The organism is Streptomyces sp. NPDC015345 (genome assembly GCF_043078805.1).
Lineage (GTDB): Bacteria > Actinomycetota > Actinomycetes > Streptomycetales > Streptomycetaceae > Streptomyces.
Map to the genome: position 1 here is coordinate 23,641 of NZ_JBIBTX010000006.1, position 21,212 is coordinate 44,852.

General features: G+C 68.2%; 11 protein-coding genes and 3 pseudogenes. 10 read left to right on the plus strand and 4 right to left on the minus strand.

The window, feature by feature from the left end; genetic code table 11:
- Positions 1-13: 13 nt before the first annotated feature.
- A complete protein-coding gene (locus tag ACF062_RS24615) occupies positions 14-4,597 on the minus strand; it encodes a DUF6531 domain-containing protein (RefSeq protein WP_392141262.1) in 4,584 nt (1,527 codons plus the stop codon).
- Positions 4,598-5,664: 1,067 nt separating this feature from the next.
- Here ACF062_RS24615 and ACF062_RS24620 point away from each other — a divergent pair.
- Both ACF062_RS24620 and ACF062_RS24625 read left to right on the plus strand, forming a co-directional pair.
- Positions 5,665-6,816: a hypothetical protein gene (locus ACF062_RS24620; RefSeq protein WP_392141264.1), complete on the plus strand. Its 1,152-nt coding sequence runs from the start codon at positions 5,665-5,667 to the stop codon at positions 6,814-6,816.
- Positions 6,817-6,850: 34 nt separating this feature from the next.
- Entirely contained in the window at positions 6,851-7,225 is a 375-nt protein-coding gene (locus ACF062_RS24625) for a hypothetical protein (protein WP_392141266.1), read from the plus strand.
- 45 nt (positions 7,226-7,270) lie between these two features.
- On the opposite strand, the gene ACF062_RS24630 is transcribed toward ACF062_RS24625, so the two are convergent.
- Together ACF062_RS24630 and ACF062_RS24635 are read right to left on the minus strand one after the other, a co-directional pair.
- Positions 7,271-7,915, minus strand: coding sequence for an SMI1/KNR4 family protein (locus ACF062_RS24630; protein ID WP_392141268.1), 645 nt, complete (start codon positions 7,913-7,915; stop codon positions 7,271-7,273).
- 438 nt (positions 7,916-8,353) lie between these two features.
- A pseudogene (locus ACF062_RS24635) lies at positions 8,354-8,599 on the minus strand (hypothetical protein); the annotation flags it as partial.
- A gap of 443 nt (positions 8,600-9,042) precedes the next feature.
- On the opposite strand from ACF062_RS24635, the gene ACF062_RS24640 reads away from it, so the two are divergent.
- Positions 9,043-9,513 carry a hypothetical protein gene (locus tag ACF062_RS24640; protein ID WP_392141270.1) on the plus strand — a complete coding sequence of 157 codons (471 nt, stop codon included), beginning with the start codon at positions 9,043-9,045 and terminating at the stop codon, positions 9,511-9,513.
- 74 nt (positions 9,514-9,587) lie between these two features.
- Here the strand turns inward: ACF062_RS24640 and ACF062_RS24645 are convergent, their stop codons facing one another.
- Complete coding sequence (locus tag ACF062_RS24645) at positions 9,588-10,616, minus strand: LacI family DNA-binding transcriptional regulator (RefSeq protein WP_392141272.1); 1,029 nt, start codon at positions 10,614-10,616, stop codon at positions 9,588-9,590.
- A 581-nt stretch (positions 10,617-11,197) separates the two neighbouring features.
- On the opposite strand from ACF062_RS24645, the gene ACF062_RS24650 reads away from it, so the two are divergent.
- The 7 genes and pseudogenes from ACF062_RS24650 (at position 11,198) to ACF062_RS24680 (ending at position 20,603) form a co-directional block, all read left to right on the plus strand.
- Positions 11,198-12,565: an ABC transporter substrate-binding protein gene (locus tag ACF062_RS24650; RefSeq protein WP_392141274.1), complete on the plus strand. Its 1,368-nt coding sequence runs from the start codon at positions 11,198-11,200 to the stop codon at positions 12,563-12,565.
- Positions 12,565-13,515: a carbohydrate ABC transporter permease gene (locus ACF062_RS24655; protein WP_392141276.1), complete on the plus strand. Its 951-nt coding sequence runs from the start codon at positions 12,565-12,567 to the stop codon at positions 13,513-13,515. Before ACF062_RS24650 ends, ACF062_RS24655 begins: the two co-directional genes overlap by 1 nt.
- 5 nt (positions 13,516-13,520) lie before the next feature.
- Positions 13,521-14,402 (plus strand): carbohydrate ABC transporter permease, encoded by an 882-nt coding sequence (locus ACF062_RS24660; protein ID WP_392141278.1) that lies wholly within the window; start codon positions 13,521-13,523, stop codon positions 14,400-14,402.
- 75 nt (positions 14,403-14,477) lie between these two features.
- Positions 14,478-16,040 (plus strand): glycoside hydrolase family 13 protein, encoded by a 1,563-nt coding sequence (locus ACF062_RS24665; protein ID WP_392141280.1) that lies wholly within the window; start codon positions 14,478-14,480, stop codon positions 16,038-16,040.
- Positions 16,041-16,116: 76 nt separating this feature from the next.
- Positions 16,117-16,524 (plus strand): annotated as a pseudogene (locus tag ACF062_RS24670) (discoidin domain-containing protein); the annotation flags it as partial.
- A 420-nt stretch (positions 16,525-16,944) separates the two neighbouring features.
- A pseudogene (locus ACF062_RS24675) lies at positions 16,945-18,606 on the plus strand (glycosyl hydrolase); the annotation flags it as partial.
- A gap of 56 nt (positions 18,607-18,662) precedes the next feature.
- Positions 18,663-20,603 (plus strand): right-handed parallel beta-helix repeat-containing protein, encoded by a 1,941-nt coding sequence (locus tag ACF062_RS24680; protein WP_392141281.1) that lies wholly within the window; start codon positions 18,663-18,665, stop codon positions 20,601-20,603.
- Positions 20,604-21,212 lie beyond the last annotated feature (609 nt).

Genomic DNA, 21,212 nt, shown 5'->3' on the forward strand with positions numbered 1-21,212 from the left:
CTTCCCACACCCGTCAGCCGTCGCACGCGGGCGGCGGAAGCACCTTCTGCTTCTTCTTGTTGTTGATCATCTTGGCCCGTACCAGCTTGGTCAGGTCATTCTCGCCGACGCTCTTCGACGGGTAGGACGCCTGCACGTGGCCATGGTAGATCTCCTTCACGATCTTGCCGTTCTTGTCGGTGCGGTACTCGTGCCGGTCCAGGACCACGATCTCGTTGTTCACGTGGTCCACGCCGATGCGCCGGAACTTATCCGGGTTGTCCCCGTCGCCCAACGGAATCGACCGGTCCAACGCCGCCTGTCCGTTCGCGGGTGCTCGCCCGATCTCGCCCTTGGCCGACGAGCTGCTGCCCGAGCCGTGCTTGTCGTAGGTCGAGTCGTCGTAGATGCGGGTCGGCTCGTCGCCCTCCAGGCCGAGCGGGTCGCTCCAGCGCAGCGGGTTGTCGACGTACGCGTGGTGGTTGGGGGCGGGGAGCAGGCCGAGCGGGTCGGGGGTGAGGTAGCTCGCCGTGTCCGGGTCGTAGTAGCGGGAGAGGTTGTAGTGCAGGCCCGTCTCCGGGTCGCGGTACTGGCCGGGGAAGGCCAGCGGGCACAGGCCGTCGTCGTCCCAGTCGTCCCGGTCGTCCCCGCCCAGCCGCCTTCCCCACAGGGTGGTGGCGGACCGCCAGGCGATCTCGCCGTCCTCTCCGACCAGTTCGCTCGGCGTGCCGACGAGATCGGTGACGATCGCGTAGAACCGCCTGTCGACCTCGTCCGGGTCGGCCGTACGCCACCGGCTGCGCACCTGGGCCGCCGCGCGGTGCGTACCCGGCTCCCAGTCCCAGGTGTCGGTCTCCACCACGCCATCCCGCGTCGACTGCCGCTCGGCGAGGTTGGCGCCGTCCCAGGTGAAGAGGGTCTCCTCGGCGACCGAACCGTCGTCGGCCAGGCGCATCTTGGCCGTTCGGCGGCCGAGTGCGTCGTAGCGGTAGGCCCACACTCCGCGGTCCGGCGTCTCGGCCCGGGCGAGCCGGTCATCGGCGTCCCAGGCGTACGTCCAGATCCGGCGGAGGCCGGACAGCGTCCGCCGGATCACCCGCACCACGCGCCCCTGCGCGTCGTGCTCGTACGTCGAACGGCCCGCGGCGGTGACCCGTGTCCCGGAGTGATGTGCCGGACCCTGCGCCTCCTGGCCGGCGGGGGCCGGGTGCTCGGCGGCCGTGAGGTTGCCGAGGTCGTCGTAGGCGTAGGTCTCGGTCCAGGTGGCGGCCGACACCCGGGTGACGCGGCCGGCCGGGTCGAGAGCGAAGGTCCGGGCGCCGGACAGCCGGTCCTTCACCCCGGTCAGGTGACCGTCCGCCCGGTAGGCGTACGAGCGGGACTGCCGCACGGCCTGCCCCTCGCCGCTGATGCCCGCCCTGCCCGCCCCACCCGCTCTGACGACCTGCTCGACGAGGCGGTGCCCCGCGTCCCAGCACTGCGTCAGGGTCGCCGCGGCGCCCAGGCCACGGGTGGTCTCCCGCCCCGCGGCGTCATGGGCGAAGGTCAGTTCCCCCGCCGCGGTGACCAGCGAGGCCGGCAGGCTCGCGGAGTCGTACGACCAGTGTGAGGTGGCGCCGGACGGCGTGGTGCGCCGCACGCGCCTGCCCAGCGCGTCGTAGGCGCTGGTCACGGTCCGGCCGTCGACGGTCTCGGCGACGATCCGACCGGCCGGGTCGTAGGCGTAGGCGACGCTGCTGAGCGGGCTCGTGGCTTCGAGGAGCCGTCCGGCCGGGTCGTAGCGGAACGAGGTGAGCGTGCCGTCGTCGGTCCGCGCGGTCACCACCCGGCCCGCGGCGTCCCGGGTCACCCGTACCGTCTGACCGGTGCCGTTGGACCGCTCGACCTGCTGACCCGTCGGGTCGCAGTGGTAGGTGAGGGTGCGGCCGTCGAAGTCGGTCTCGCCGATCAGCGTGCCCGCCGCGTCATAGCGGTAGCTCCACTCGTCGCCGCGCGGGTTGCGCACGCCCGTGAGGCGGAGCTCGGTGTCGTGCGCGAAACGGTAGCGGGTGCCGTCCGGGTCGGTCCTCGCGCTGGGCAGGCCGAAGGCTCCGTACTCGAAGGTGGTGGTGGCCCCGGCGGCGTCGCGGTACTCCGTGACGTGGCCCTCCGCGTCGTACGTCCACGACTCCCGGCCGCCGTCGGCGCGTTCCCGCCACAGCAGCGACCCCTCGGTGTTCCAGCCCTGGCGGACGGTCCCGCCGACCGCGTCGTGGATCTCCACCACGCGTCCGAACGCGTCCCTGCGGACGGTGACGACGCTGCCGCGCGGATCCGTGACCCGCACCGGAAGGCCGACCCCGTCGTACTCGTACCGGACGGTGTTGCCGAGTGCGTCCGTCTCGGTGGTCCGGAACCCGTGCTCGTCGTAGCCGTACGACGTCACCGCGCCCAGCGGGTCGGTGCTGGTGAGCAGATTGCCCCGCTCGTCGTACGAGCCCTCCCAGCGCGCGCCGTCGGCCTCGGTGATCGCGGCCGGAAGGACACCGTCCACGTACTCCAGGGTGACGCTCGTGCCGTCCGGGCGGTCCATGCGCAGCGGTTGGCCGTACGGGTCGAGGGTGAAGCGGGTCGTGCGGTCCAGCTCGTCGGTACGGGACAGCAGACCGCCGCGGGCGTCGTACTCGGTGTGCACGGTGAAGCCGAGCGGATCGACGACACGGGTGAGGTGGAGCCGCTCGTCGTAGTGGTACTCCGTGGTGTGGCCGAGCGAGTCGGTGTAGCGGGTGACGCGGAGGTCGGGGTCGTAGGCGATGACGCAGTCGAGGGCGGAGTCGGCGCCCTCGCCGCGCACGCAGCGGTCCTCCCCGTCGTAGGTGAAGCGGAACCACTGGTCGGTGCGGTCGGTCCACGAGGTCACGCGTGCGTGCTGGTCGTAGCCGAGCCGGTAGGGCAGTGGGGAGGAGTCGCGGATCTCGCTCAGGTTGCCGTCGGTGTCGTAGCCGTACCGCAGGAGGGTCGTGCCGTCGGGTCCGGCCTCCGGATCGCGCAGGCGCAGACCTGTCACCCGGCCGCCCTCGGTGTCGACGTCGATGTGGTATCCGCCGGAGTGGCGCACGGCCACGGGGGTGCCGTCGGAGGCCCGGTCGAAGTCGATGCGGTGACCGTTGGTGTCGGTCACCGCGGCGAGCGGCATGGTGAACGCCTCGTCGGCCGCCGCGGGGCGGTGGGTCGGCGCGAAGTGGCGGGTGTGGCCGGTGTCGGGGTCGGTGATGCGGATGGGCGCACCCGGTGCGCCGTCCCAGTCCAGCGGCCAGCGCGGTCCTGCCACGGGCAGGACGGACGAGCCGGGTGAGGGCACGGGGTAGAGGAGGATCATGCCGTCCTCGGCCGCGAAGAGGGCTCCCTCGTGGTCGAGTTCGAGGCGCTCGTCCAGCGTGGAGGCCCAGGAGCGGCCGAAGCAGCGGCCCGAGAAGTAGCTCGACAGGTGGGTGCGGCGCAGCACCAGCGGAAGCAGGCCCGGCAGTTCGACGTCGGTCTTCGTCATGATCATCTCGCCGGAGACCATGTCGATGGGGTCGCCGTTCCTGCAGCGGCTCTTGACGGGCTTACTGGTCCCCACGTCGTCCGCGCCCCGCCGCAGGCCGTTCTTGAGGCCCTTGCCCATCCCCTTGAGGCCCTTCATCCCCTTGGCGAGCTTGGCGGCGGTGGTGATGCCCTTGGCGCCTGGAATGCAGTCCATGGCCGCGAAGGCCACGTCCATGAGGGTGGCTTGGCCTTTTGCGTATTTGCTCAAGGTGTCGGCGAGGACGATGGCGCCCGCGACGATGACGATGGCGGCGAGGATGGGCCCGCCGATGATGATCGCGATGATGCCGACGACGGCGACGACGACCTTGCAGACCGCGACGATGGTGTCCCAGTTGTCGGAGACCCAGTCGCCGACCTCCTCCCACCACTTGCGGTTCTTGATACCCGCGTCGGACGCCTCGTCGATCTTCCGCTTCGCGGTGCCGGCGGCTTCTTCCCGCATCTTGCGGGCGTCCTCGGCCATCTTCTTCGCCGCGTCCAGCGCGCTCTTGGCGGCGTCGACGTCACCCTGGGCGGACTTCTGGGCCTTCTCGGCGGAGTTCGCGTTGCGGGTGGCGGCGCGGACCTTGTCCTCGTCCGGCTTGGGTACGTCCTTGCCGCCGCCGGGCTTGTCCTTGTACTTGTCGGCTTCCTTGCCCGCCTTCTCCACCCAGGAGTCGGCGGAGGAGAGACGGGACTTGGCGCTGCTCAGGTCGGCCTGTGCCTCGCGGCCCTTGACCAGCGCCTTGTCGGCCAGGGTCTGCGCGCGCTCCAGTTCCGGCCAGTACGCGGACAGCGCGTCGCCCGCCATCTCGTAGGACTTACGGAGCTTCTTCAGCTTACTGGGGGCGTCCTCGAACTTCTCTGTGAACGCGTCGGCGGTCTTGCCCACCCACTTCAAGATGGCCTCGTCGCCCGCCATCCCCTTGATGTCACGGAGGACCCTGCCCACGTCGTCGGCGAAGTCGTGCAGGTTCTTCGCGAGACCGCGGACTCGCTGCGGATCACCCGGCGTCGGATCCTTGTCCAGATCAAGGACATGCCAATCCCGAGGTCGGTCCCCCACCATGCTGCAACCCCTGTCACGCGCACTCGTCAACTGCTCCGACACGTGAACGTACAAGGTCATGGCGCTTGTCGGGTATTCGACAGTGTCACGACTGGGCGACGTAGGTCATGGCTGGAAGACGAAGGTCACGGCTCCGTGACGGTGCGGGGCGTGTGGTCGGAGGCGTGTGCTCGGCGCGAGCGATGCGTGGGCGGTGGAGCTCAAGCTGGACCGCGTCCCCCGCCGACTTCGTACGGAACTACTGCGGCAACAACTGATCCCGCGGGCGACGTTCAAGAAGATGCCACGTCGGGGAGCACGGGAATGCTCAGCGAGTTCACCCCGCTGTCCACTTCCCGCACCACTCCCCGAGGAGGGACAGGATGCGCAGCATCGCGGGATTGTCTCCGAGAACCTTCCGCATACACGCTGCGCACGTCGCCCCGGCGAGCCTGCCTCAGCAACCGGGGTGGTGCCGCACTCCTCTTTGGAGTTGAGAAACAGGAGCCGGCCGTCGGGCATCCTGGCGGGCTCGCCGCAGAACTGGCACAGCAGCTTCGACATCGCCTCGCGCTGCCTGGGCGGGCTGATCGTCTTCCAGCGCGGCGCGCCGGCCAAAGCCCCGTGCTCGTCGCGCGATTGGGAGAATCGTGCCCACGGGACACCTTGCCCGTCGCGGTCGCCGAGCCTTTCGTTCCAGTAACTGATACGGCTCGATCCGGCACTGCTGAGGAAGGCGCGTAAGTCGAGGAGTGATTCCTCCATCTCGCCCTCGCGGGCCACGTTGTAGGGGATCGGCGTGCGCGGGGCAGTGCCACTGCTGCTTCTGCCGTGTGGGCCAGCCAGTGCGGGGCTAGTGGCCTCCCGACGGGCGGCGGGGCGCCGGAGCTGCCGCCGGGCCGCACGCCGCGGCAGGACGCTACGCAACCTGGCTCGATCGGTAGGGCGGCGAAGCTCCTTGATGCCGGGCTCGCTGCCTGAGTGGTATCGCCGACGGCGACAAGAGCACCCCGACTTTCGGGGTCTGGACGACTGACGCCGAGGGCAAGCCGAAGGACCAGGTAAAGCTGAAAGATGATGCGCACGGAGTGCTCGTCTCCCCGTATGTATCTTCCGGCAGCACGGCCGAGGTCGCCGTTCCCGCCGGCAAGCTGAAGCCGGGCGTCACCTATACCTTCCACACGTCCGCGTACGACGGCTCTCTGTATGAGACCAAGTGGTCCCCGTGGGCCAAATTCCGTATCGCGCCCTACGCGACGTTCCCTGCTCCGCAGGCGAGTTCAAACATCGATCCGGTGGCCCAGAAACCACAGGAGATCTTCCGCAGCGACCCTGGCGCGTTGGCGATCCGCAAGCCCGGGGGAACGAACTGCTCGAAGGCCGACGCCCAAGGCCGCCAGGTATGCCTCAAGTTCCACCCGGCATCAGAGGAACAGAAGTCTTTGCCCTCCTCCAGGGCAGAGGTACCGGACCTCGTGCCGTGGTGCTCCGACAAGCCGTCGGGCCACGACTACATCAACCGCACCGACGCCTGCCTGAACGATGTCGGCAGCGCCACGTTGATCTTCACTTCCGGCGGAGACCAGACCAAGCCCCCCTTCGGAGTGGCGACGTTCAACTTTCAGCAGCGGCTGAAGGCTTACCCGAACAAGTCGTCCGGAGGCAGCGACTTCGCGGAGTTCGACCAGCAGTTGTTCGTCACTCCCACCTCCATCGACCCGCAGCTTCTTGGCGTGCGCCTCACCTGGAACGCAGGAACGGTCTGTGACCACTGCACCAGTACCCCGGTAGCCTGGAAGGACTACAAGACGGGGCAGCCCGAGAGGGGTTACTGGCGGGACAGCGAGGTCGGCCAGACGCAGGTGGCCACCACTACCACGAAGTGGACGGGCACTGGCAAGGAGACCATCGGCCTCACCTGGGACAGTACCGCCGCTGTCGACGTCGACCTTGACCTCGCCGCAAACGCGAACTTCGGCACCAGCGGCAACGAACTCAAGGTCCGCTGCGACGATCTCAACAAGAGCAGCCCCACGCCCGGGTGTGTGCTTCCGTATTACACCCCGACCTACACGATGGACACCAACAAGTACCCGGCAGCCGGCGCCTACTACTGGTTCATGCAGCAGCGCATGATCGGAAAGCCCGGTACCGGCGACGCACCCCATGCACTACCTCGGCCCGGACACCACCAAGACCAACGCGGCCGGCAACAAGTGGACCAGAGACGACAGCAGTAAGGTGATCTGCCCGTCCGCGTGGAAGAAACATCCTGTGGACGCCTCGATGGGGTCGCCGGCCTGCGACGAGTTCGCCATGGCCTCAACCCACGAAAGTGGCGGTTACCCCGACACTGGCAACAAGTACCAGGTCGACTCAGGAGACAAGTGCGCGCAGCTCTACGCCAACTCCTCGGGGAGCTCCTGCGGCCTTTTCGCCGACACACGCAAGGACAAGAACGGCCCCGGCAACGCCGAGAAGTGCGGCCGTGCCACGGTCCCCGAGGTTCAAAACAGTGGGGCCTTCCATAAATTTCCGGCTCCCGCCTGGCGCATGCTCGACAAGGACACCTTCTACCTAAGTAACCCTGGCTTCGAACACTGCACCACCACCAGCAGCAGCACCTGCGCGTGGAAGAAGATCAGCTAAATCCTCGTGACGTGTGGGGTGAGTACGCACGCTCACCCCACACCGTCAACCACCCAACGGCTCCCACGCCGCTCGCTCGGCCGCATCCTGCGGCACACCCCACACCAAGAAGCCGTTCATCAGGCCGACCCGCGCCTCTTCTGCGAGCGACGGGATTTCGAGGACGTCAGCCATCTCCTCCACGTAGTCCGTCAGTGACTCGAACTGGATGCTGCGCTCCGCATACCTGCACCAGTACCAGATCCTGCCGGTCTCAGCGTCCACGCACAGGCCAGACAGAGCATCTGCACCCATCGCGGCAAAGGGGACCCAGGAGGGACGCCACACCGTGATCTCTTCTGTGCTACCCGTCCTACGCTGGTCCTCTAGATCTTGCTGACGCAGAAACATCTGTCGCTGGTAGACGCGGCGGACGACGGAAAACGACATCAGCACACACTCCAGCGGCATAAACCCGGGTGTCGAATCCGGTCCCACACCTGCCCGCCGGCCCCACAGCGCCCTCAGCCCCATGGGTAGACGCACACCCAGAGACGCCTGCAGTTCGTCGAGCTCCGCCTCGGAAGCGCCGGGCAGCAGGCTCTCGAATGTCGCCGGAGCGTTCCGCTCAAGCCAGGACTCAATACGCTGCCAGGCGTCCTCTATCTGCCGCCACTCAATGCTCTGCTCGCGTGCCGTATGACCATCCATATCCAACACGCTACCCGCCAGCTGCTCACGTGCTCAGGCCATCAAGGACTCCCCGAGGGCGCCAAGTCGATCGGGAACGAAGAAGAGCAGGACCAGGGTGTCCCCGGCGCTGAGACCAACAAAGGAGACGCGCCAACGGACGCGACAGGCCCGAGCGCGACGGTGGCCACCCCCAACCAACAAGCAGGGGGAGTAGACGCGGCAGCTGGCGAGGAAGTCCCGGACGAAACCGTTCCGCCCAGCCACCCGGTCGCCACCCCATAGGACGCTGAGGCCGAGCCGGTGCGGGTCCGAAAGGCGACGCCCGCCCGTGGTGCGGCGACATGTACGACGAAGGCAACGAAACCGGCTGCTCGCCGCTGCGCACTGAGACCCGCCTGGGTGGCACGCAGCCCCGTAAGGGAGACGCGCTTACGGGGCTGCGGATACGGCCAATGGCTAGAAGACGGCCGTCGCCTTGGCGAACGCCTTGTTCAGATGCGTGTCCACGAGGCCGGGCGAGCCGGAGACGATGACCAGGACGCTGCCGCTGCGGATCGCCGTCTGCTTTATGACGTTGCGCCGGCCGCCGGCGGAGTAGGTCAGCAGTTGGCTCCACTGCTCCTCGCCGAGTGGGGGAGCGGTGGTCGTCTGAGTGGCCATGTCGATGGCGGTGCTGCCCGAGACGACCTGGTACTTCGGGCAAGACAGTGAACTAGGCCACCGGTAAGACGATGAGCGTCCGCGTCGCGCCCCCGCCGACGGACCGGACGCGCGGAACCTCGGCCCCGGGACAGCGGCACAGCGGTCAACGCCAAGCCGGTGATCACGGTCCGATCGGCGCGAGCGTGCTGACGCGGCAAGGTCGAGAAGATGGTCAGTAACCCTAGGTCAGTCACGTAAGGCGTCCGGAATGGACGCCGCCCCCGCCGCGTGTTGTTCTCATGAAGCAGCACCTGGACGCTCCGGCTGCCGAGCCGCTCCCCATCCACCCGCTCCAGGGCCAGACGAGCGTTGCCCCGTCGCGGACCGGCCAACACCCTCCCGGTGGCCGGCCCGGAAGGGCGGCGAGGCGACCGCGCCAACCATGGCGGGCCAGACCGATAGGATTCTCGTCGGAGTCGAGAAGATCACGGGGAGCCAGCGTCATGCCGGAAGTCATATCCGTCCAGCATCAGGCTGCTCTGAGCCAGTTGGCGCCGGGTGAGCAGCTCCTCGCCTACGGAATCGTCGTCCCGGTGAAGAGTGCTGAAGGTGTCAAAATCAAGCACGGCAAGATTGGCGGGATGCTCGGTGACCACCTGATGCACCGGTACGGCGCCCAATCTGGCGGTGCGCGAAGCATCGCGGCGGCCATGCCGGCCACGTCCGGTGCGCTGCTGATGCGGGTGACGGACCAGCGGGTTGGTCTCGTACGGCACCTGGACGGCACTCCCGTCTGGGAAGTCCCCCGCACCTGGGCCGCCCATGTGGAGCGCCGCCCCCGCCTGCAACTCATGGCCCGTTTCCGCGTCCACTACGCGGATGGCACATGGCTCGCCTTCCTCACCGCGCGTCGCCGAACGATCGAGGCATTCGCCACCGCATTGAACAATGGCGGCAGCACCGGCGGTTGCTGAGGCCCCGTCAACTCACGTCTTTGTTTGCACCTGTGTGGTGAATGCGGGCCCTTCCACCGGCCGGGGCGTACGGTCTACGTCGCCATGCGGAACGGGGCGGTCGCCGCCTGCGCGGTCGAGCCACGGACGACGAGCTCCGGTTCGAAGAGGAGTTCACCCGGGTGGGGGTGGCTGCCCTGGATCTGGGCGCACAGCAGGTCCACCGCCGCGCGGCCCATGGCCTCGATGGGCTGGCGCACCGTCGACAGGGGCGGCTCCGTGCACGTCATGAAGGCTGAATCGTCGAACCCGACGACCGACACATCCGACGGGACGGAGAGCCCTCGTCGGCGGGCCGCCCTGATGGCTCCCAGAGCCAGCGGGTCACTTCCGCACACGATGCCGGTGACCCCGCGCGCCAGCAGGCGGGTGGCGGCGGCCTGGCCGCCCTCCAGGGAGAAGATCGACCGCTCGACGTGCTCGTCGGCCAGTTTCGCGCCCGCGGCCTTCGCCACGTTTCGTGCGGCCTCCAACTTGCGGCGTGACGGGATGTGGTCGGAGGGGCCGAGCAGCAGGCCGATCCGCTCGTGTCCGAGGGAGGCGAGATGGCGCCAGGCCTGCTCGACGGCGACGGCGTCGTCGCACGCGACGCAGGGAAAGTCGAGGCCCTCGATCGACGCGTTGATGAGGACGACCGGGATGTTCCGCTCCGCCAGCTGGTGGTAATGGTCGTGCGGAGCGTCGATCTCCGCGAAGAAGCCCCCTGCGAACACCACACCGGAGACCTGTTGTTGCAGTAGCAGTTCCACGTAATCGGCCTCGGACACGCCACCCCGGGTCTGCGTGCACAGCACGGGCGTGAGCCCTTGTTGTGCGAGTGCGCCCCCGATGACCTCGGCGAACGCGGGGAAGATTGGGTTCTGCAACTCCGGGAGCACGAGGCCGACGAGCCGGGCGCGCTCTCCGCGCAACTGCGTCGGCCGTTCGTACCCGAGGACGTCAAGTGCTGTCAGTACGGACTGTCGTGTCGCTGCGGAGACGCCGGGCTTGTCGTTGAGAACACGGCTGACCGTGGCCTCGCTGACCCCCACCTTCTTCGCAACTTGAGCAAGTCGTCGCGCCATACACGCAACGGTATCGCAAGGAGCGCAAGCCGGTTGCGGCATGGGGCAGTCTCGATATGAATGGCCTGCGCGGTCCTGCGATGGTGTAAGTGGTGTACGGAGCCCGTCGGCGTCGAGGCAGGCGTGTAGCCGCCGCGACAGCCCAGGAGGCGCGGCCACGGCCGAGCGCATCTCACCATTCAAAGAGGAGAGCAAAACTTGCGCTGAGCGAGCAAAAATTTGCGCTCCGATGCCAAGTCCCGGGTTCCTGGAGGGCCATCACCTCCACCATCACCTCCCTCAGGCCGACTGGGCCGTTCAGTTGCACGGGGCCTGCTAACTCCCCTGTACCCGGCCGGATGGCAGGTGAGCAGCTCGGTTTCATCCGGTGGATACAGAGTCCGGCGCCCCCGCCCAGCAATCAATTTTTTGCAATCTATGCGTGACTTATTGTGCTCCGCTGTTGCTGATGGTTGAGTGTGCGCGCAACCGACAGCCACAGCACCACGGCGGGCCGTACGTGTCCGTCCGGGGCCCACGCGGCGCGCCAACGCGCTGGGGGAAGCGCGCGCTGTGAAGCACGACCCGGAGGGGGTCTCCCGATGCCATTCACGAGCAGCCGTACGCTCGCGCTCGCCACAGCCACTGTTCTCGCGCTGGTCGCCACGTCCGCCTGCGGCTCCAGCAGCGACGGAGGCGGCACGGACACGGGCGGCAAGGTGACGCTCGACGTCAACGGACAACCGCCCAAGACCCAGGCCTTCGAACGCAAACTCTTCGACAAGCACGTGGCGCGTTTCGAGAAGGCCAACCCGGACATCGACATCGTGCCGCACGAGGGCTTCATGGACCCGAAGACCTTCAACGCCAAGCTCGCCGGCGGCAAATTGGAGGACGTCTTCTACGTCTACTTCACCGATGTCCGGTCGCTGATCGAGAAGAAGCAGGCCGCGGACATCACCCAGGCCGTCGAGGACATGCCGCGACGCGGCGACATCCAGGATCCGCTGATGAAGATCTTCCAGGATGAGCAGGGGCGCCAGTACGGCCTTCCGACCTCGAACTACTCCATGGGCCTCATCTACAACCGCGCGCTGTTCAAGAAGGCCGGCCTCGACCCCGACCAGGCGCCGAAGACCTGGGCGGACGTCCGCAAGGCGGCCAAGAAGATAACCGGGCTCGGAAACAACACCGTCGGATACGCCGACTTCTCCGCGAACAACCAGGGCGGCTGGCACTTCACCGCCGAGCTGTACTCCCGCGGTGGCCGGGTCGCGCGGCAGGACGGGGACCGGTGGAAGGCGGCGTTCAACACGGCCGAGGGCAAGGCCACCCTCCAGGACCTCCACGACATGCGCTGGAAGGACGACTCGATGGGCAGCAAGCAGCTGCTCCAGGTCGAGGACGTGCAGCGGATGATGGGCTCGGGGAAGCTCGGGATGTACGTATCGGCCGCCGACAACATCACCGTCATCGCCAAGCAGTTCGGCGGGAAGTACGAGGACTACGCCCTCGCACCCGTGCCGGACGCGAAGGGCACGCTGCTGGGCGGCGAGGGGTACATGTTCAACCCCAAGGCATCGCCGGAGAAGATCAAGGCCGGCGTCAAGTGGGTGCAGTGGCGGTACCTCAACCCCGACCTCATCGAGAAGAACGTCGCCGATTACGCCAAGGCCGACCTCCCCGTCGGCATCCCCATGCCCACCGTCCCCGACATCTTCGAGGGCTCGGTCCGCGACCGGATCGAGAAGGTCAAGCAGGACAACGCCAACATGCCGACCGGCAACTACCAGGCCTTCATGGACGCCGCGCCGAAGGTACCCGGCGTGATCGAACCCCCGAAGGCCCAACAGGTCTACGCGGTGCTCGACTCCGTGATGCAGGCCGTCCTCACCAAGAAGGACGCCGACATCGACGCCCTCCTCGACAACGCCGAGGACAAGGTCAACGCGGTCTACGGCGCCTCCTGATGAGCATGTCCCTGAAGACCCCGCCCCTGCGCACGACCGCGCCCTCGACGCAGGTCGCCCCCCGTCGGCGGCAGACGGCACGGCGGCGCGCCCTGCGCGAGCACGTCACGGCGTACGGGTTCCTCAGCGCCGCGGTCGTGATCTTCGCGCTCTTCTCGTGGTGGCCGATCGTCCGCAACGTGATCCTCGGCTTCCAGCAGGTCAACTTCGCCACCGGCAACACCTGGGTCGGCCTCGACAACTTCGAGAGGCTCTTCGCCGACCCGCTGTTCCTCACCGCCTGGCGCAACACCGGCCTGTTCACCGTGTACGCGCTGGGGCTCGGCTTCGCGGTGCCGTTCCTGACTGCGGTCCTCCTGAACGAGTTCCGGCACGCGAGGGCGTACTTCCGGGTCCTGGTCTACCTGCCGGTGATGCTGCCGCCCGTGGTCGTGGCGCTGATGTGGAAGTGGTTCTACGACCCGGGCCCCGGCCTGTTCAACGAGATCCTCCGCACGCTGCACCTGCCGACCTCGGCCTGGCTGGACTCCTCGTCCACCTCGCTGGTCTCCCTGGTCGTCGTCTCCACTTGGGCCAACATGGGCACCACGACCCTCATCTACCTGGCGGCCCTGCAGACCATCCCCGGCGAACTGTACGAAGCGGCGGAGCTGGACGGCGCGGGCGTGTGGCAGCGGCTGCGGCACGTCACCGTCCCGCAGACCCGGTTCGTGCTGCTCGTCCTGCTGCTGCTCCAGATCGTCGCGACGATGCAGGTGTTCACGGAGCCGTACGTGATGACCGGCGGCGGCCCCGAGGACTCCACGGTCACCGTCATGTTCCTCGTCTACCGCTACGCCTTCGTCTACAACGACTTCGGCACCGCCAGCGCGCTCAGCCTGATGCTCCTGCTCGTCCTGGGCGCCTTCTCCGCCCTCTACCTGCGGGTCACCCGCGCCGCCAAGGAGTGAGCAGGATGTCCGCCTCGATGCGCACCCTCGTCCGCCCCGCCGTACTGCGGACAACCAAGGGACGACTGATCTACTGGTCGGTGCTCGCCCTCGCGCTCGCGCTGTTCACCGTGGCCTTTCTCGTGCCGCTGTACTGGGCGGCGACCGGCGCCATGAAGTCCTCCACGGAACTGGCGCAGTCCCCGCCCACCTACGTACCGGAGTCCTGGCACCCGGAGAACTACGCCAAGGCGTGGCGGGAGATGGACCTGGCGGGCTACTTCCTGAACACGGTCGTCCTGGCCGGCGGCGCCTGGCTCGTCCAGCTCGCCGTGCAGGTCCCCGCCGCGTACGCGCTGTCGAAGCTGCGCCCGCGGTTCGGGAACCTGCTGCTCGGGCTGATGCTGCTGACCTTGATGATGCCCGCCACCGCGTTGCTGGTGCCCGTCTACCTCACGGTCATCGATGTCCCCCTGTTCAACCGCAACCTGATCAACAGCCCGAGCGCCGTCTGGCTCCCGGCCGCGGCCAACGCCTTCAACATCTACATCCTGAAGAACTTCTTCGACCGGATTCCCGACGAACTCCTCGACGCGGCGAAGATGGACGGCGCGGGGACGCTCACGACCATGTGGCGCGTGGTGCTCCCGCTGTCCCGGCCGATCCTCGCCGTGGTCTCCATCCTCTCCATCGTCACGGCCTGGAAGGACTTCCTCTGGCCGCTCCTCGTCCTGCCGGACCCGGCCCGGCAGCCGCTGAGCGTCTTCCTCCAACGAGTGGCGCAGGACACCCCGCTCAATTCCCTGGTCGCGGGGATGGTGATGGCCTCTCTGCCGCTGATCGCCCTCTTCCTGGTCTTCCAGCGCCAGATCATCGCCGGACTGAGCGCCGGGAGCCTCAAGGGCTGAGCGGCGGCCGACCGCCCGCACTCACCCCGACCACACGTCCGTACGCGTCCGCGTCTCGCACGAAAGGACACTCTCTTGTCCAGCACGGAGTGGTGGCGCAGTGCTGCCATCTATCAGGTGTACGTCCGCTCCTTCGCCGACGGCAACGGTGACGGCACCGGCGATCTGGCCGGACTGCGGGCCCGGTTGCCCTACCTGGCCGAACTGGGCGTGGACGCGCTGTGGTTCACCCCGTGGTACCAGTCGCCGTTCGCGGACGGCGGGTACGACGTCGTCGACTACCGCGCCATCGACCCCGCCTTCGGCACGCTCGGCGAGGCCGAGAAACTGATGGCCGAGGCCCAGGAGGCCGGGCTGCGCTGCATCGTGGACATCGTCCCGAACCATGTCTCCGACCAGCACGAGTGGTTCAGGGCCGCTCTGGCGGCGGGCCCTGGCTCCCCGGAGCGGGAACGGTTCCACTTCCGCCCGTACTCGCCGGATCCGCCCAACGACTGGGTCGGCGAGTTCGGCGGGGTGCCGTGGTCCCGTACGGAGGACGGCGAGTGGTACCTCCACCTCTTCGCCCCCGAGCAGCCGGACCTCAACTGGAACCACCCCAAGGTCCGGCAGGAACACGAGGACGTACTCCGCTTCTGGCTGGAGCGCGGCGCGGCCGGAGTGCGCATCGACTCGGCGGCGCTGCTCGCCAAGGCCGACGGTCTTCCCCCGATGGACCCGGCCCACCCGCACCCCTTCCACGACCGGCCCGAACTGCACGACATCTACCGCTCCTGGCGACGGATCGCCGATGAGTACGGGGCGGCACTGATCGGCGAGATCTGGTTGCCGGACACCGAGCGGTTCGCCCGCTACCTGCGCCCCGACGAGCTGCACACCGCGTTCAACTTCGACTTCCTCTCCCGCCCCTGGGACCGGGCGGCGCTGTGGGAGTCGATCGACCTCACACTCTCCTCCCACGCCCCGGTCGGCGCGCCCGCCACCTGGGTTCTCGCCAACCACGACGTGACCCGTACCGTCACTCGCTACGGCCGGAGCGAGGACACCGGCTTCGCCTTCGCCCGCAAGCGCTTCGGGGTCCCCACCGACCTGGAGCTCGGCACCCGCAGGGCACGGGCCGCGGCCCTGCTCACGCTGGCGCTGCCCGGCTCCGTCTACCTCTATCAGGGCGAGGAGCTGGGGCTGCCCGAGGTGGAGATCCCACGGGAGTTCATCCAGGACCCGATGCACGCGCGCTCCGGCGGCCTCGATCCCGGCCGGGACGGCTGCCGGGTACCGCTGCCCTGGGACGGCGTCCCTGAGCCGAGCTGGCTGCCGACCCCGCCCGACTGGGCCGGGTACGCCGCCGAACGGCAGGAACGGGACCCCGACTCGATGCTCTCCCTGTACCGCGCGGCACTACGGCTGCGGCGGTCCCTGAGCGACGCGGGTCCGCTTCGCCGGCTGCGCGCGGACGAACCCGGCGTCCTCTCCTTCGCCCGCACCTCGGAGCGGGACGGGGCCATCTGGATCACCCTGGTCAATTTCGGCCCCGACGACGTCACGCTGCCGTCGGACTGCGAACTCCTGCTGGCCAGCGGCCCTCTGTCCCCGCTGGGGCTGTTGCCGCAGGACACAGCGGTCTGGTTGCGGGCCTGAGCGTCCGCGACCAGACCGCTCCCTCCCAACACCACTCCACCTCCCGCCCGGAAGGACGGTCATGCATAAAGATGTCATGAACGCACCAATAAGCCGCGCCGGTGGCACCGGCAGATGGCGTACCACCTTGGCCGCGACGCTGGGCGCCGGTCTGCTGCTGACCCAAGGGCAGCCGGTGTCGGCCGAGCCGGCCGCGGAGCCGGACCCCCTCGCGATACGGCTCACCGGTGAGCACGCCGACCGCGCCCAGGACGGCGCGGAGACCACGTACGCCAAGGGCAGCGGCAAGAACTGGGTCACCGCGGATCTGGGGGAGACCCGGCGCCTGGACCGCGTCGTGGTCCACCTGCCCGGCCCGGCACAGACCGTGCGCCTTGAGGGCTCCGCGAACGGCGAGGACTACAACGAACTGTCCGACGTCAAGGCCCGCGAGGGGACGGTCACCTTCACGCTGAACGGCGCCGCCGTGCGCCGACTGCGCCTCGTCGGCGCGACAAAGGTGGGCGAAGTCGCCGTGTACGCGGCGCGGTCCGGTGACACCACACCGCCCCGGGCCCCCGCCGGTGCCGCGCTGAAGGGCGCCACGCTCAGCTGGCACAGGACCGCCGACGCCGTCGCGTACGACGTCTACGCGGACGGTGACCTGCGGGGCAGCCTCCCGGCGGAGCAGCTCCGCTGGAAGGACACCACCGCACCCGGGCCCGACTCCGAGAAGGTCACCTACTCGGTACGGGCCAGAGACGCGGCCGGCAACCAGTCCGCGGACAGCCGCACGGTGACCCGGGAGATTCCGGCCGGGCCCGCGGCACGCTCCCGGGCCGCGTTCACGCCGCCGAAGAGTGGTGCGGCCCTGGCAGGCCGGGCCGCCGCGCGGACCAAGGGGGCCAAGGGGAGTGCGGCGACGCGTGGCGCCGGCATGCCGTACACGACCGTCGAGGCCGAGTCGGCGTCGGTGGGCGGTGGCGCGCAGGTGGTCGGGCCCAACCGGAAGATCGGCGACCTGGCGGGCGAGGCGTCGGGCCGTAAGGCGGTGACACTGAACACGACCGGCCAGTACGTGGAGTTCACCACCCCGGTCGAGACCAACACCCTCGTCACCCGCTTCTCCATCCCGGACCGCACGAACGCCACCCTCAACGTCTACGTGAACGGCGAGAAGACCAAGGCGCTCGACCTGACCTCCAAGTACGCCTGGCTGTACGGCTCTGAGACGTCCCCGGGCAACGACCCGGGCGCGGGGGCGCCCCGGCACATCTACGACGAGGCGCACGTCAACCTGGGCCGTACGGTCCCGGCGGGCACGAAGATCCGCCTGCAGAAGGACGGTGACAACTCCTCGACGTACGCGATCGACTTCGCCGACTTCGAGAAGGTGACGGCCGCGGCGAACCCGGACCCGGCCGCGTTTGTGGAGCCGTCCGGCACCACCCACCAGGACGTGCAGAACGCGCTCGACAAGGCACGCATGGACACCACGGGCAAGATCCAGGGCGTCTATCTGCCGCCGGGGGAGTACCGGACGAACAGCAAGTTCCAGGTCTACGGCAAGCCCGTGAAGGTGATCGGCGCCGGACCGTGGTTCACGCGCTTCCACGCCCCGACGGACCAGGAGAACACCGATGTCGGCTTCCGCGCCGACCAGCAGGCGAGCGGCTCGGTCTTCTCCGGCTTCGCGTACTTCGGCAACTACACCTCGCGCATCGATGGCCCCGGCAAGGTCTTCGACTTCCAGAACGTCTCCGGCATCACCATTGAGAATATCTGGGCCGAGCACGTGGTCTGCCTGTACTGGGGCGCCAACACGGACCGCATGACGCTGCGGAACAACCGCATCCGCAACACCTTCGCCGACGGCGTCAACATGACCAACGGCTCCGCGGGCAACCTGGTCGCCAACTCGGAGGCCCGCGCCACCGGGGACGACTCGTTCGCCCTCTTCTCGGCGACCGACGCGGGCGGCGGCGAGCAGACGGGCAACATCTACGAGAACCTCACCGCCAAGCTCACCTGGCGGGCGGCCGGTCTGGCGGTGTACGGCGGCCGTCTCAACACCTTCCGCCACATCCACATCGCCGACACGCTGGTCTACTCCGGGATCACCATCTCCTCCCTCGACTTCGGCTACCCGACGAACGGGTTCGGCCCCGACCCGACGAACCTCGCGGACATCACCGTCGACCGGGCCGGCGGCCACTTCTGGAACGGGCAGACCTTCCCCGGCATCTGGCTCTTCTCCGCCTCGAAACCGTTCCGTGCCATCCGGGTGGACAACGTGCGTATCACCGATCCGACCTACCACGGTGTCATGTTCCAGACGAACTACGTGGGCGGCCGGCCGCAGAACCCGGTGGAGGACACGGTCCTGTCGAACATCACGATCTCCGGCGCGCGGAAGTCCGGTGACGCGTTCGACGCGAAGTCCGGCTTCGGCATCTGGGCCAACGAGATGCCCGAACCGGGCCAGGGCCCGGCGGTCGGCGAGGCCACCTTCAGGGGACTCACGCTCAGGGACAACGCCCAGGACATCCGGAACACCACCTCCACATTCAAGATCAACGTGCAGTGAGCCCCCACCCTCGCAACCCCAGGGACCTGTAACCCCACGGAACAGAGGAATCATCCATGAGACACAGGCAAGGAAGCCGCCTTCTGGCGGCAGCGCTCGGGGCCGGACTGGCGGCCTCCGTACTGCTCCCCACGGCGGCCGGCGCCGCCGACGGCCCCTCCGGCGGCAACCCCGCGAAGACCTCCGCGCGCACGCAGGCCGACGTACGCGGAGCTGCCCTGCCGTACGTGGAGTACGAGGCGGAGAACGGCACGTACAACGGCACGCTCCTGGAAGCCGAACCCCACCGTCCCTTCGGGCACACCAACTTCGCCACGGAGTCCTCGGGCCGCAAGTCGGTGCGCCTCAACTCCACCGGGCAGTACGTGGAGTTCACATCGGCCAACAGCACGAACTCGATCGTGGTGCGCAACGCGATCCCGGACGCGCCGGGCGGTGGCGGCCAGGAGAAGACGCTGAGTCTGTACGCGAACGGCACGTTCGTGCAGAAGGTGACGCTGTCGTCGAAGCACAGCTGGTTGTACGGCAACACCGACAGTCCGGAAGGGCTGACCAACCGTCCCGGCGGGGACGCGCGGCGGCTGTTCGACGAGTCGCACGCGCTGCTGAAGAAGTCCTACCCGCAGGGCACCAAGTTCCGGCTGCAACGGGACGCCGGGGACGACGCCGCGTACTACATCATCGACCTGATCGACCTGGAGGAGGTGGCTCCGCCCGCGGCCAAACCGGCCGAGTGCACGTCGATCACCCAGTACGGCGCCGTCCCGGACGACGGGAAGGACGACACCACCGCGATCCAGAACGCGGTGACCGCCGACCAGAAGGGCGACATCGCCTGCGTCTGGATACCGGCGGGACGCTGGCGGCAGGAGAAGAAGATCCTCACCGACGACCCGCTCAACCGGGGCGAGTACAACCAGCTCGGCATCCGCGACGTCACGATCCGCGGGGCGGGCATGTGGCACTCGCAGCTCTACACCCTGACCCCGCCGCACGAGGCGGGCGGCATCAACCACCCGCACGAGGGCAACTTCGGCTTCGACATCGACGACAACACCAAGATCTCCGACATCGCCATCTTCGGCTCGGGCACCATCCGCGGCGGAGACGGCAATCACGAGGGCGGAGTGGGCCTCAACGGCCGCTTCGGCAAGAACACCAAGATCAGCAACGTGTGGATCGAGCACGCCAACGTCGGCGCGTGGGTGGGCCGCGACTACAGCAACATTCCCGAGCTGTGGGGGCCGGGCGACGGCCTGGAGTTCAGCGGTATGCGGATCCGCAACACCTACGCGGACGGCGTGAACTTCAGCAACGGCACGCGCAACTCCTCGGTCGTCAACTCCTCGTTCCGCAACACCGGTGACGACGCCCTCGCCGTATGGGCCAACCGGTACGTGAAGGACCCGTCGGTGGACATCGGTCACGACAACACCTTTCGTGACAACACGGTCCAGCTGCCGTGGCGTGCCAACGGCATCGCCATCTACGGCGGTTACGGCAACAAGATCGAGAACAACACCGTCTCCGACACGATGAACTACCCCGGCATCATGCTCGCGACGGATCACGACCCGCTGCCCTTCTCCGGGCAGACGTTGATCGCGAACAACGGGCTGTACCGCACGGGCGGCGCGTTCTGGGGAGAGGCGCAGGAGTTTGGCGCCATCACCCTGTTCGCGCAGGGGCAGAACATCCCCGGTGTGACCATCCGCGACACGGTCATCCATGACTCGACGTACGACGGCATCCAGTTCAAGTCGGGTGGCGGCGCCACGCCGGACGTGAAGATCAGCAACGTGAAGATCTCGAAGTCCAACAACGGTGCGGGCATCCGCGCCCACGGTGGGGCACGTGGCAGCGCGACGCTGTCGAACGTGACGATCAGCGGGTCGGCCGACGGTGACATCCTCGTCGAACCCGGTTCGCAGTTCGTGATCAATAAGGTGGCGGCGAAGGCCGCGTCCTCCGCGAAGAAGTCCGGGCAGCGCAAGTAGACACCCTCAAGGACCGTGACGGGACCCGTCCTGCCGGGCGGGTCCCGTCACCTGCGACGGTCTGCCGGTCAAGCTACCGCGAGCCGACGCTGCCGGCGGTGCGCGGTCATCCAGTGGCGGTTGTCGGCACCCAGGGCGCCTCTATGGCCCAGGCCCTTTCCTCCGTGAAACCGACCGGGTTGTCCCAGGCGTGCGTGCCGCCCCGGGGCCAGCCACACCCCTGATTCGATGTGATGACGGCCGCACGAAGTGCAGGAGGGCACCAGAGCGCTCGCCTCGTCCTCACGTGTCTGCGACCGACGATGTGCGGCCTCGGCCAACGGAACCCGCACGCGATCCTGTGGACCCCTTGTCACCGTAGAATTCGGCGATGCCGTGCGCAGTGAGTTCGGCGAGCCCGCGCTGGAGATCCGAAGGCCAATGAGCCGGCTTCGCGAGAGTGGCGTCCGCGCGCCCAGGCCACCGGAGAACCCGGCGGTGGCCAGGCGCAAGCTCTTCCGCTGCGCGCTCCAGAGGGGGATCTTCAACTCACGGCAGGAACAGACGCCAGGGTGTCACAGAGCTCGGCGCGTGACTTGCTGAGGTCGAGGCTGACCTACAGGACCTCGT

Bases quoted from the DNA above. Each gene is read 5' to 3' on its own strand.
- ACF062_RS24645 (WP_392141272.1), bottom strand. From the start codon at position 10,616: ATGGCGCGACGACTTGCTCAAGTTGCGAAGAAGGTGGGGGTCAGCGAG.
- ACF062_RS24680 (WP_392141281.1), top strand. From the start codon at position 18,663: ATGAGACACAGGCAAGGAAGCCGCCTTCTGGCGGCAGCGCTCGGGGCC.
- ACF062_RS24655 (WP_392141276.1), top strand. From the start codon at position 12,565: ATGAGCATGTCCCTGAAGACCCCGCCCCTGCGCACGACCGCGCCCTCG.
- ACF062_RS24615 (WP_392141262.1), bottom strand. From the start codon at position 4,597: ATGGTGGGGGACCGACCTCGGGATTGGCATGTCCTTGATCTGGACAAG.
- ACF062_RS24630 (WP_392141268.1), bottom strand. From the start codon at position 7,915: ATGGATGGTCATACGGCACGCGAGCAGAGCATTGAGTGGCGGCAGATA.
- ACF062_RS24650 (WP_392141274.1), top strand. From the start codon at position 11,198: ATGCCATTCACGAGCAGCCGTACGCTCGCGCTCGCCACAGCCACTGTT.
- ACF062_RS24640 (WP_392141270.1), top strand. From the start codon at position 9,043: ATGCCGGAAGTCATATCCGTCCAGCATCAGGCTGCTCTGAGCCAGTTG.
- ACF062_RS24660 (WP_392141278.1), top strand. From the start codon at position 13,521: ATGTCCGCCTCGATGCGCACCCTCGTCCGCCCCGCCGTACTGCGGACA.